General features: G+C 50.8%; 8 protein-coding genes. 4 read left to right on the top strand and 4 right to left on the bottom strand.

The features are described 5' to 3' along the window. Positions 1-50 precede the first annotated feature (50 nt). From P8J86_08885 to P8J86_08900, 4 genes are all read left to right on the top strand, one after another. Positions 51-3,860, top strand: coding sequence for a proprotein convertase P-domain-containing protein (locus P8J86_08885; protein ID MDG2054809.1), 3,810 nt, complete (start codon positions 51-53; stop codon positions 3,858-3,860). A gap of 134 nt (positions 3,861-3,994) precedes the next feature. Next, positions 3,995-4,630, top strand: a complete 636-nt coding sequence (locus tag P8J86_08890) for a UbiX family flavin prenyltransferase (protein MDG2054810.1) — start codon at positions 3,995-3,997, stop codon at positions 4,628-4,630. A gap of 116 nt (positions 4,631-4,746) precedes the next feature. Then, on the top strand, positions 4,747-5,808 hold the full coding sequence (locus P8J86_08895; GenBank protein MDG2054811.1) for a histone deacetylase: 1,062 nt from the start codon (positions 4,747-4,749) through the stop codon (positions 5,806-5,808). A gap of 126 nt (positions 5,809-5,934) precedes the next feature. Beyond that, entirely contained in the window at positions 5,935-7,212 is a 1,278-nt protein-coding gene (locus P8J86_08900) for an ammonium transporter (protein ID MDG2054812.1), read from the top strand. Here the strand turns inward: P8J86_08900 and P8J86_08905 are convergent. From P8J86_08905 to P8J86_08920, 4 genes are read right to left on the bottom strand one after another with little or no spacing between them, the layout of a single operon-like run. Continuing rightward, positions 7,195-8,136 (bottom strand): pyridoxal-phosphate dependent enzyme, encoded by a 942-nt coding sequence (locus P8J86_08905; GenBank protein ID MDG2054813.1) that lies wholly within the window; start codon positions 8,134-8,136, stop codon positions 7,195-7,197. The genes P8J86_08900 and P8J86_08905 overlap by 18 nt on opposite strands. A 28-nt stretch (positions 8,137-8,164) precedes the next feature. Then, entirely contained in the window at positions 8,165-10,579 is a 2,415-nt protein-coding gene (locus tag P8J86_08910; GenBank protein MDG2054814.1) for a serine hydrolase, read from the bottom strand. Positions 10,580-10,634: 55 nt separating this feature from the next. Then, a complete protein-coding gene (locus P8J86_08915; GenBank protein MDG2054815.1) occupies positions 10,635-11,915 on the bottom strand; it encodes a glycosyltransferase in 1,281 nt (426 codons plus the stop codon). Beyond that, positions 11,912-13,108: a glycosyltransferase gene (locus tag P8J86_08920; protein ID MDG2054816.1), complete on the bottom strand. Its 1,197-nt coding sequence runs from the start codon at positions 13,106-13,108 to the stop codon at positions 11,912-11,914. The genes P8J86_08915 and P8J86_08920 overlap by 4 nt, the downstream gene beginning before the upstream one ends. Between the last annotated feature and the right edge of the window lie 6 nt (positions 13,109-13,114).

Raw genomic sequence — 13,114 nt, forward strand, 5'->3', positions numbered from 1 at the left:
GCACAAATTAGTGGCTCCTAGTGAGGTTCTCTTGAGAAAGGTGATCATTAATGAGCGCTACATGTACTGGCCTGAAGTTCTTGACCTGCACAGCCCTGCTTGCGGGCCTCACGACCGTATCAACCACCAATGCCGCAGTTGATCCCGGAAATTACACAACCGACCGAGTTTCCATCGGGCAAGACGGATCTATTAACTTTCCTGCTGTTGATGTGGAACAAGTCGCGGATCTTGTGATGGCAGATCAACATGAAGCCAAGGCATACCGCTACGCCATGTTCTACGCGCTTGCTGGCCGAGATGCCAAAGGGCAGAACCTCGACCCAAACATGTGGCCAGCGGGCGCCCAATTGGATATGGACTGGCGCGGGCTTACCCCAGAGAACTGCGGAACGACTGGAATGAAACGAAATGCCCAGGAAGGGCCGATGTCGTTTTGGAAAGTCCGCTTCACCTGTACCGAACAAGACATGGATGCCAACATTGGTGCCGCTGGCGCCATCATCCAATTGGACCGCAATCTACCGAGACACCTGGCTGCGGACACCAGAATCCTACTCACAGATAAGTCTGGTCATCTGATTTGGGAAATGACAGGCGAGCAAATTGCTATCGCACCTGACTTGGTCAGTCACCAAGGCTTGCGGATGCCTGGGCCTAAAATCGTTCATACTGCATTTGTCCCTGTGAAGCCATATGACCCAACACGTTGGTTTGATATGGAGTTGAGATACACGGGACGAAATTTCCGTGACTTCGAGGAATTTCTAGCACAAGACTGTGCTATTACCGGCATGTCCACCTGTTTCCGCGGTACCAATCAAATGGTCGATTTGCTGGATCTTGGTGGCTTTTACAATGATCATCCGATCCCCTACTTCGTCCGTTCTGGAAGCTGCAATATCGACGTCATTTGCGACACGGTCAATGGCAATGATATTCGCGAATGGGATGCAGAAATTGCCTGTGTTGCAGCCATTTCAACTGGTGGCAGCGGCTTCTGCTCTGGCTTTATGATCAACAACCATTTAGAGGACGGCCAGCCATTCTTCATGACCGCAGACCACTGTGGCATCAATAGTGGCAATGCTGGATCACTGGTTGCCTACTGGAATTTTGAAAATAGTATTTGCCGTGCACCCGGAAGCGAAGCAAGTGGCGGCCCTGGTGACGGTTCTTTGAGTCAGTTCTCAACCGGAGCCACGTTCCTGGCAAGCAGCTCTGCGTCCGACTTTACACTCGTCAAATTCGTAAATCCTGTTGATGAAGCTTTTGAGGTTTCCTATTGCGGCTGGAATGCCACCCCCGACGCTCCAACAAGCATGGTTGGCATTCACCATCCAAGCGTAGACGAAAAACGCATTTCGTTTGATGATGATGCAGGCACATTTACTGATTATCTCGGTGAAGCCGAAGTGACTAACGGCAGCCATGTCCGGGTTACTGCTTGGGAGGAAGGCACCACCGAAGGCGGGTCATCTGGCTCACCTCTGTTTAACCAGAATCACCAAGTCATCGGACAACTGCATGGCGGATTTGCCTCTTGCAGCAGCATTACCAGTGACTGGTACGGCTCTTTCGCCATCTCTTATCCTTACAATGGCGATGAGACTTCGAGCCTGCAAGCTTGGCTTGATCCATTTTTCCTCTTAACAGAGATAGACACCCTCGGCGGCGGCGGCCTGAGCATCCAAGGCCCCGGCAGTACAACATGGATTGGTGCCATTGGTGGACCATTCGAAAATGAAGCTGGCGGAGGCAATGCCGAGTACACACTGAAAAATAACTTTGACGTAGCAATTGCTTATGAAATTGGCTTTGATGCCTCGATCGCCTTGAAAATCAACGGGTCAACAAGCCCAATTTCAGGCACATTGAATCCTGGATCAACCCTTAATGTTGGCGTGACCGTCGATCCGGCCACAGCCAATGCACTGGTCGCAGGCTTCTATCAAGCAGGCCTTAGCTTCACAGATCAAACGAATATGACAGTTGTGAGCAAGCAACACACGATCGAAGTTGGGCAAACAAACTTCGTACTCACACCAGATATTGGTTTCGAGACAGGCGGCCCTGTGGGTGGCCCGTTCAATTCGACTCAAACCTATACCCTGACTTCGACGCGACCAACAGATCTCAATATTGAGATCTCTGCTGATCAGTCATGGATCGACATCAATGGCTCACCATCGTTGACGACCACCCTGACAGAAGCTAATCCAAGCCTGGATGTGGAAATCTCCATTAACAGGCAGGCAGATGTACTTCCAGCTGGAATCGTGGCTGCTTTGATCTCTTTCAACAACTTGGATGGTGACAATGGTGACACGACGCGTGAAATCACACTCGATGTAGGCCGCTACAGCTATGCATCGACTGACACGCCAACGTCAATCGTTGACAACACCGTGATCGTGAGCACGATCAACGTCGCAGACTTCTACTGCATTGGTGATGTCGATGTTGAAGTAGATATCACACATACGTGGTCTGGTGACCTTGAGGTCATTCTCAGAAGCCCTGCTGGAACAACTGTATATCTCCGCAATCGAACTGGTGGAGATGAAGACAATGTCCAGGCAACCTTTAACGAAGGAACGTTCGACGTCGATGGCCCTGGCCTTCTCTCAGACTTCAACGGCGAGAGCAGCAACGGCGACTGGACATTAGAGGTCGGTGACTATGCCAGCGCCGACCAAGGTGAATTGAACTCTTGGAAACTCAAGATTGCCTCATCAGGAGATCAGTGTCCTCCATCAGCCGTGGACGTGGCTTCTGGTGGCGAGCTCAATGCTGCACAGACGATTACCCTTGCCGGGGCGTCAGGCACAGGCGGCCCTATTGACCATGTCATTGAATCGCTTCCAAGTAATGGCGTGCTCAGTGATGGCGGCTCAAACATTGCAACCGTCCCATACACGCTCAATGGTGCAACAGTGACCTACACTCCAGATAACAACTACTCTGGAGCAGACTCATTCACCTACTATGTCATGGAAAACAGCACGAATTCTAATTCCGCTGTTGTCTCGATCCAGGTTGGCGTTCCACCAGTATTGCTGGTTGATGACGATGACAACAATCCAGATGTCCGCGACTACTACACCAATGCACTCGATGCAATGGGCGTTGCCTATGACATCTACGACACCGTCAACAGTGACAACGAACCCACAGCCGGGCAACTTGCCTCCTATGACCTCGTCTTATGGTTCACCGGTGCTGAGTTCGGCGGCTTTGCTGGACCTGGTACGGATGGCGAAACAGCTCTTAGTTCCTATCTTGATGGCGGCGGCTGTTTGTTTGTATCGAGCCAGGATTGGCTCTGGGATAAGGGTGGCGCAGACAATGCCACACCAACACCACTGATGGCCAACTACATGAAAATGTCATCTGGACAAAGTGATGTGGGGCACACCACGTTTAGTGGTGCGAATGCCACCTTCAACGGCTTGACCCTGCCAATGGATTTCCTCTACACCAACTACACTGACAACATCAGTACGACCGCAGGCGAGCTCGCCTTTACTGGTGACAGTGGTGATGGAGCAATCCAATACACCAATGAAACCTATGGTGCTTGGTATCTAGGCTTTGGCCTGGAAAATGTTCCATCAATCGATGCACGCGTCGATGTACTGAATGCTGTGTTTGGATTGTGTGCAGATGATCCGGAACCAGAGGACTGCGATGGCGACTTCAATGGTGATAGCCAAATAGATCTGACTGACTTCTCATCATTCTTGGTGGCCTTCGGCAACCCATGTAGCGATTGCCCTGAAGATATGGATGGAAACGGAAGTGTGGGCCTGGAAGACTTCTCTGCCTTCCTGGTCGTCTTTGGAACCAGCTGCCCATAATCAGAGCTTATATTTCTTGTTGATTTCATCGCCCCCCGGAGATTTATCTTCGGGGGGCGTTTGCTTGCAAGCAGAATGACGGCCTACAATCTGATTCTGCAGCCGGAATCCAATCCCTTTTTAGAGGCCCTCTGATGAAAGAACGCATGATCATCGGCGTGACTGGCGCCAGCGGCATCACATATGCCATTCGCTTACTTGAAGTATTACCCCAGATGGGATTTGAGACTCACTTGGTCATGTCTCGCGCTGCCCAACTCGTCCGAGAGTATGAAACTGGTGTCAGCAAACGTGGCATGGAGGCATTGGCCGATCATATCTATGGCCCTGGTGACATTGGCGCGTCCATCGCATCAGGGTCATTCAAGACCAGAGGAATGATCATTGCCCCATGCTCAATAAAGACGATGTCTGAGATTGCATACGGGACCACCACTAATCTTGTTGCAAGAGCGGCGGATGTCACACTTAAGGAACGCCGCAAACTTGCATTATTGTTACGCGAGTCCCCGCTGCACGCTGGACACATCAAAACCATGCTGCAGGCAACAGAGGCCGGGGCAATCATCGCACCTGCGGTAACAGCCTTCTACGACAAGCCGCAGACAATCCAGGATATGGTTGACCATACCGTTGGAAGATTGCTCAGCCTCTTTGATATTGAGACCGATCTCTTCGAGCCCTGGGTCCCGCCTAACACTGAAGCGGACCATTCCAAGACCACTCCGAGCAGAAGTTCGACCGACAAGACACTCACTACCGATGCATAGCGATCATTGCTTGCAGCCAGAGCAATAAAGAAGAGCCTCCTACTATCAATCACTATTGGCCAATGCCGCAAGAGTGAGAGCTACTTCTATTTTGACTTTTGGCTCTTTCATTACGCATGATCTCGACAGGAGATAATATCTTCAACGCAATGGTCTACCCCCACCTCTATTCTCACCAAGCCATGCTTGAGCATGATCCTGCGAAAGATATCCATGGCTTCACGAGTCCGGAAGTGCCTGACCGACTTGCAGCCATACTCAAGGAAACCCCGACACAGTCTCTGCAAATGATTCGCGATCAAGAGGCTGCAACAGCGACTCAACTGAGCCGTGTCCATAGCGCCAACTACGTTGAGCATCTCATCAACTGCGCTGATCGAAACCTACTCCTTGATTTCGACACCGCAATAAGCCCTGGGTCAGTCAAAGCCGCGACCATTGCAGCCGGGGCCGCCATTAAAGCGGTCACGTCTGCATGCGATCAGCCTGGACAACCGACATTGGCCGCCATTCGCCCCCCCGGACATCACGCCGAGATTGCTCGAGCAATGGGGTTCTGTCTCTTTAACAACATCGCTGTTGCTGCACAACACGCTTTGGACGAACTTAACATCAATCGCATCTGCATCATCGATTGGGATGTACATCACGGCAATGGCACGCAGAACATTTTCTATGACCGCAATGACGTTCTTTTTATAAGCATTCACCAATCGCCACTCTATCCTGGATCGGGCTATCTAGAAGAGATCGGCAATGGTCCTGGCAAAGGATTCACCGTCAATGTGCCGATGCCTGCAGGGCAAATGGATGCCGATTACATACAGATATTTGAACACATCATTGAACCAATTAATAAAAACTTCAAACCCGACCTAATACTAATCTCAGCTGGCTTCGATGCCCATCAGGATGACCCCTTGGGGGGCATGGGTGTAACCACACATGGATTTGGAGTCATGACACAAATATCTAACAGGCTGGCAAAAGTGCATTGCAACGGGAAAATGTCACTCATTCTCGAAGGCGGATATTCAATCCCTGCACTCACAGAGAGCATGGACATTTGCTTGAACACACTTGCGGGGAATCCCATTAGCGAAATCGCTGATCAGCCAATGCCCAGAACTCTAGAAATCATAAACCGCGTGAAGAAATTGCATCATCGCTGGTTTTGATAAGACCACAAAATAGAGAACTCAACATAGATTAGGCCACGCTCTTGTTTTTTATTTTGCTGGCCAGATAAGTTACCATTACAGAGCACCTGGGAACACCTGTCTTAAATGCTGAAAGAATTTTCTATGCCTCTGCTTGCATCACCCATGAACACTGGCCTCCACGGGGACATTGCATGGATGCTGACAGCAACGGCGCTCGTTCTCATGATGACACCTGGCATTGGCTTCTTCTATGGTGGCCTGGTACACCGCAAGAATGCCTACACAATCGTCGTACAGTCTATTCTTGTCATGTGCTTGGTTGGAACAATTTGGCCTATTCTTGCTTATAGCCTGGCCTTTGGCCCGGACATGCTTGGTGGCCTGGTTGGGAACTTTGACTTTGTCGGCCTCAAGGAAATGTGGAACTACCCTGGCATAAACATTCCTTCGCAGCTCGATATGATTTTTCAATGCGCCTTCGCAATGGTGGCCGCAGCACTGGTCATCGGGGGCTTTGCCGAACGACTTAATCTATCCGCTTTCTGTTTATTTATTCCACTCTGGATCATCTTGGTGTATTGCCCAGTGGCACACTGGCTCTGGGGCAACCACCCTGGCGAAAATACATTCTTCTCTCTGAAGAACAAGGGCACCCTTGACTTTGCTGGTGGCATGGTCGTGCACTTGAATGCAGCGACTGCAGCCTTTGTTGCAGGCTGTGTCATTGGACCTCGCGCCGGGCACAAACACTCAGAAAGACCTTCTGGTCCACATCTTCATTTCTGCTTGCTTGGCGTCAGCCTTCTTTGGTTTGGATGGCTTGGGTTTAATGCTGGCAGTGCCGGCGCCGCAAACGAGATCGCTGCAACCGCAATGGTGAATACGATCTTTGCGAGCGCTGTGGGCGGGCTCGCTTGGATCGCAATTGAATACAGCCGATTAAAACGAATCACAGGACCAGGTCTAGCAGCAGGCATGGTTGCAGGACTGGTCGCCATCACGCCGGCTTGTGGCTATATCACACCAATGGCATCACTGGTGATTGGAGCCATTGCCAGTTGCGTGTCATACACAGCCATGTACATCATCAACGAGCGACTTGGGTGTGATGACTCTTTAGATGTTTTTAGCGTACATGGCATTTCCGCGATATGGGGCGCCATCGCAACTGGGCTCTTCGCCACACTGGCAGTCAATCCCGAAGGAGGCAATGGCCTATTCAATGGTAATGCTGCCCAGCTCTTGGATCAGCTTCGAGGCATTGGCTATGTACTGGTCTGGAGTGGCGGGGTTTCTTTCCTTCTTCTGAAAGTGCTCGACTGGACTGTTGGCTTGCGATGCAGTCCTGCTCATGAAGCCTTAGGCCTTGATAAAGTCCAGTTCGGACTCGAGACCATGACCTCAAGCAAAGACACCTGATGTCCACCCCCATTGCTGAGGCTTGGGTACTGGCGCTCCTGCCAGCAATGGCGAGAGACTTTGCGTCGAGTGGGTTTGCCAATAGAGATCCGGTCCACCTGAGTCATCGAGCGCTGCGGCAAGGGCTTTTCCGGTATAGGTTTCCTCTAACGCGAACCCCATACTGCGAGCAAGAGCAACACTTCGCTGAGTTAAGGCAGTGTGATGGCCATACCCTGCACCCAGAAATCTATTGTTAATCTCAGGAACCATAGCATCAGTTTTCGTGATTCGTGATGTGTCCCGTGCCAGTTGCTCTATCTGCTGAACGGAGAGCCATGCCTCGGGCACCACACGAACCCCGATCACTCTTGTTTCGAGGCCTGCCGCATGGAAGCCCATTGCCAATCCCACAGCGGTACCTGCAGTACCCAACGGCACAAAGCACTTTCTTGGCTCAGGGCAAAGGCCCAGCCGAATCTGCTGCGCTAGCTCCAAACCAGCTGCCACAAATCCTAAAACGCCGACCGGGCTCGATCCGCCCGCTGGAATGACCGCTCCATACCGCCCAAGTTGCTGTAGCTTCTTGAATGCCTGCAGTTGATTCTTCGCCATTTCGACTGACACGAGTGGCAACGTCGCTGCCAAGACTTGGGAAGCATGTTCGTCAAAAGGACGACCAAACACAACGGCCTTCACGGGGCGACCTAAACGAGCGCCGTGCACTGCTGTGGCCAGGATGTGGTGTGATCCGACGGCCCCCATCGTGGCGACAGGACCATCACCTTGCGCGAATAAATACTCTAATTTTCGAACTTTGTTACCAGCCACAAGGTTGTGACAACAGCCATCATCTTTGATCCAAAGTCCGGGGCGCAAACGCTCAGCATCAAAGACTGGCGTCGGGAATTTGCCTATATGAACTCTTTGCTTGATCCAATCCAAAAGAGGCTCCCGTCTGAGTCTCTCAAAATTATGGTGTCGCGTGCTCTTTTTCTCGCGGCACCAGATGAAAGATACCGTCCCCAATCTTGAGATTGGTTTTAACGTCTTGGAGGCTCATGATCATATCCCCTGCTTCAACCGTCTTTGTTGTCATCACGTGAGGAATTCTCAATCCACGAACCTCTCGGTAGTCTGCCAATAGAACTGACACTGGAAACTCGCCCATGCCCGGCTGAATGGCAACCGTATCGAACTGTAGAACATCACCTGTATTGGAATCAACATAACATTCAACTGAGGGCGCCCCATCGTTTTCGAGCAACAAAAGAATAGCCGGCTGGTCCTCTAATGTTGTTCTTCGAACAACGGTGATATTTTCATAGAAGTCATGCCAGTCACCAAGAAAGAAACCTGGATGACTTTGTTGGGCCTGGCGCAATAGACGGCCAGACAGTTGTTTGAATGGCTCAAAACTTGATCGCTCTGAAGCCGTATCTCCATCGACTGCCATTTCTATCAAACCAAATATCCCAAAATCGATGTCAGTCCGAGCCCGATCAGTACCCGCAAGCCAATGCTTGGCGGCACCAGAGACACCCGATTGCTTCATATTGATGGCCCACTCCATTCCAAGCACCCCGAAAGAAGCCAAGGTTTCCCCTCGCTTGGCGGTCCCCCGCAGCTGATCCAGCTCGGCCAGGGTTGGCAACGTCGCTCCTTCGGCCGTTTTGGTGCGATGGAATTCTCTGATCTGCCCATCCTGTTCCATCAACATTGTCATCGAATGAGGCGTCTGGCCATCCTTGAACACCACGCCAATGCTCTCCTTTACCCGGAAGGCTCTCCTTCCTGATTCATCTGGCGACTCAAGTTCATAGATCATCTGCCCAGGCACATCGACGGCCAGCCTTAAGCCCTGAATCAAGACGGTCAAGACCGGACCCTCATTCTCCTCTGTCATTTCATAGGTCCCCAGATAAGGCTCTAGCAAGGAGATTGGAATCTCCGGAATCAAGAGCACCCCTTCTCTAGGCATATCAAAAGCAAGACCATTCTGGTGCATGCGCAAAGCCGAGACATCACCTTTATTATTCTCATCGAACGTCACAAAGATCTCTCGCGTCATCGCGAAGTAGCGACGACCTTGATCATCTGGTGCTACTAACTGGTAGTTCATTTGACCAGGCACATCGATATACAAATTGCCTTCACTCTCCGAAACTACAAAATCAGCGTTAACGAATGGGCCAAAGTTCGCTTTATATGTACCCACATATGGCTCAAGCATTTCCAAGGGCTCGACAACTTGAAGAGCCGGCTCTTCATCAACCTGATCGTTTAGTAGTAAATCGAAGACGGTCTCATACATAGCTTGCAAAGGAGTAGCGCTGACATTGCACAACAGCACATAGCCAAGACCATCTTGTGGCCGGATTGCAACTGATGCTGCAAATCCATCAATGTTACCGCCATGCTCTAGGATTAGATCGTCCCCTTCGTTGTGTACCATCCAACCAAGTCCGTACTCTGTCTCACCTGCAATGGTGATCCGGCCCTCCCACATCTCATCAAATCGCGCGGCATCAATGAGACGGGTACCATTGAACTGCCCTTTCCCCAACTGCAAGCGCAACCACTGAGCCATGTCTTTGACATTTGAATTGATGGCACCAGCAGCCGCCACACTAAGAAGATCGCGCATCGGAACTGTTTTAAATATCGACTTCTCATCATTCCAGTAGTAGCCCGTGGCCAAACGATCATCTTTTTGAGCCTCCTTGACCGAAGTAGTGGAACTGGTCATACCGAGCGGCTTAAAAATCCTGCTTTCCAAAAGCGCACGCCAGGATTGACCGGCTGCCTGAGCAAGTCCCTGACCGGCAACCATGTACATCACATTGTTGTAAAGGAATCGTTTACGAAATGGCGCCAGAGGCTCAGCAGAAATCGCCGTCTCCATGATCACCTTGTCACTTGCCTGCCCACCAGCCCACAGCAATCCCATTCTCGTAAAGCCAGTCTGATGCGAGAGGAGATCTGTCATCAGCACTTTGGCATCGGGATCATCCGTTTCAATTTGTAGCTGAAAGTCAGGAAGAAACTTAGTGATCGGATCATCCCAGGCCATCACGCCCTGATCAATTTCCATCGCAATTAATGCTGATGTAAATGCCTTCGTTGTTGACCCGACTGCAAAAATGGTTTCAGGCGTTACAGGGCGTTCCGACTTGATGTCTGCAAAACCATATCCCTTCATCAGAATAGGTTGATTATCATAGATGACAGCAATTGCGAGGCCAGGGATCTTATATTCGGTCTGCCACTCCTGCAGTGTTTTATCCAACCGATCAATACGATCCTGAGAAATCCCGTCTGCAAAAACCGCCACTGAAAAGAGGGATATAAAACAAGACACGAAAGCCAATTTCACGAGACTTTTCATTTTTTTCTCTTCTAAAAATGCCAATTCCAAGACACCGTGAATACCACTCCTGCAGCTAATCAGCGGCGATTATACCCCACATTTTTTTTGCAATCCGAGGCCTTTCATAAACGGAGATTTCAGCCTCATTCTTAACCAATCCTAATGCGTCAGGATGTGCCAGAAGTGATTCAATCACTTCAGCAATATGACACTCATTATCACCTAAATGAACACCACGACCAGTTGCTTGAAGGACTTGCGCAATAACACAATCCCCCTCACCAAGGCGACCTCCAATCGCCAGCACAGGCGCATCACAAGGCAGATATTCACAGAGTTTCGTCGTCAAGACACCAGCATCTACATGGTTCCAATCAAGCACAATTAATGCATTAGCGTTCGCCTGCAAACACAATGACTCCTCTTGAGAAAGCAAACCTCGACCATCAATGAGGTGCTCAATCCCTAGTTGAATGGCATGCGAACGCCACAGAGATTCACTTGATCCTGCGACAACCAATTGAATTGGAAGCATTGCTTTGTCTCGCCTGCCATCCAAAATCTTAAGTGCCTTCAGCAACGGTTCTGGGCTTTGGCCGCGCTGATGAATAGATCCTGTATAAACAAGCCGGAAGACACGCGAGTTCTCGGCAGATGGCTCCACAGGACGTTCGATAGCGGGATCAAATCCATTTGGCACAACATGGATGGGCGCCTTGCTCCTCTGACGCAGCCAGCTGGCCAATGGGCTACTCACGGCAGTGACGTGATCCATGGCCGCTAGGCATCGACGCTCAAGATACTTTTCTTTGATCGTGAATGGAAACAATCCATGGTAGATATGATTGCCTGTCCAAAGATCTCTATAGTCACCGACCCATTGGCCTACGACACCTGCTTGCTTTAGTTTTAATGCCACCAGATGCGCCGTGTACGGACCTATGGAGCTAACCACAATATCCCAAGGTCCATTGCGTTTTCCCCAGTCAACCGCTGGGCCGACCCATGCATCAGTCACATCTGGCATACGAGCGGCGCTATACGCCCCCGTCCATCGCTTCACCTTTGCGGCTTTTCCCTCCTGGGCTTGATTGGCGTTTCGTTCATCAAGCTGTTCACGCTTATGACCTGCCCGAGCCCGCTCAACAAATCCCTTGACCTTAAAAGGAATCTCCTGGACATCAACACCTGCGAATACAGATGGCATACCTTGTTGATCATGGCGCTTCTTCGTTGTGAGCACTGTGACATCGGCGCCAAGCTCTGACCAGGCACTCGCAAACGAGGCCGTACGAAGAGATGCTGCAGCATGCTGCGGTGGGAAAAATGGTGTTACTAATAGCAGACGCTTCATGAGACCTCTCTCATTTCACGACGCGGCTGAATCAACGACTGATAGACCTCGATCAAGCGACTGACATAGGCTTGCCTACTTCGTGGCGATAGAAGCGGCTCAGGATCAGTAATTGGACTTCGCTGCAGACGACAGACATTCTCAATCTCAGCCAAACCAGTCCTGAGGCTGATCTCATCATCCAGTTCAAAGGTCCATCCAGCACCTGTCTCCCGCACAAACTCTGCCATGCCACCTAAGTTAGAAACCAAGACGGGGGTTCGACGGCTTAAGGCCTCCACCAACACATTGGGCGCACTCTCGTAACAGCGAGATGGCAAGAGGACACCATGCACCCTACCCATACGATCCATCACCTCTGACTGCTCGAGATGACCACGCAAGAGCACACTGTTCTCAAGACCGCGTCGCACAATCAACTCTTCAATTGCACCGCGACGCGAACCTTCGCCAATGATTTCCAAACGCACCTGATGATCTCTAGGCCAAATTGAAACAACTTGCTCGACACCCTTTTCTGGTTCTAATCTTCCTGCAAAAAGCAACGTCGGCACGTCTGCTCTTTCATACTCTGAACATTTCTCAGGAGAAGGCGCGGGATTAGGCAGGTATTCAGAAGGAATACCGAGCACTGACATCACATCGAGGCAAAAGTGGCTTGGACAGAGAAGGCAGTCAATGGTCTTTAGACGATGACGCACACCATAGTTCCAATAATGCTGAAACGTTCTCAATAGGTGATAGCCAAACCCACGCTGATCCCAGCGGCCTGCCCAATAACGCCGCCAATTGATTGAGCTTTGTGGATCAATCAGGTGAGCACCCTCCTGATTAAACCATCGCAGCGTTGGATCGGGACAACGCAAATGGTAATCGTGGGCGGTCATGACCACCCGACATCCAGATGCTTTAAATCGCATGATCGGAACAAGAATGGCAGGAGAAAGTTCATGATAGAAATTGTGTAGATGGACAATCTGCGGACGAAATGACTCCAGCCGTTTCGACAAAGCCCGCGCGGCAGGCCCGTTACTGATATATGACCAAGGCGTGCGACGGTGTGATGCAACATCAGCTACCGTGAAGCAGTCCACATCAACGGCCTGCTCTCTCAGCGCATGCAGTGTGGAGGCCATCACAGCCTCGGCCCCGCCCTTGCTCTCCGCATAGTCATTGATGTGTAGGGCCCGCACGAAGGC

This window comes from Phycisphaerales bacterium (assembly GCA_029268515.1).
GTDB lineage: Bacteria > Planctomycetota > Phycisphaerae > Phycisphaerales > SM1A02 > JAQWNP01.

Coding starts and splice junctions, on each gene's coding strand:
- P8J86_08885 (MDG2054809.1), top strand. CDS start 51: ATGAGCGCTACATGTACTGGCCTGAAGTTCTTGACCTGCACAGCCCTG.
- P8J86_08890 (MDG2054810.1), top strand. CDS start 3,995: ATGAAAGAACGCATGATCATCGGCGTGACTGGCGCCAGCGGCATCACA.
- P8J86_08895 (MDG2054811.1), top strand. CDS start 4,747: ATGATCTCGACAGGAGATAATATCTTCAACGCAATGGTCTACCCCCAC.
- P8J86_08900 (MDG2054812.1), top strand. CDS start 5,935: ATGCCTCTGCTTGCATCACCCATGAACACTGGCCTCCACGGGGACATT.
- P8J86_08910 (MDG2054814.1), bottom strand. CDS start 10,579: ATGAAAAGTCTCGTGAAATTGGCTTTCGTGTCTTGTTTTATATCCCTC.
- P8J86_08915 (MDG2054815.1), bottom strand. CDS start 11,915: ATGAAGCGTCTGCTATTAGTAACACCATTTTTCCCACCGCAGCATGCT.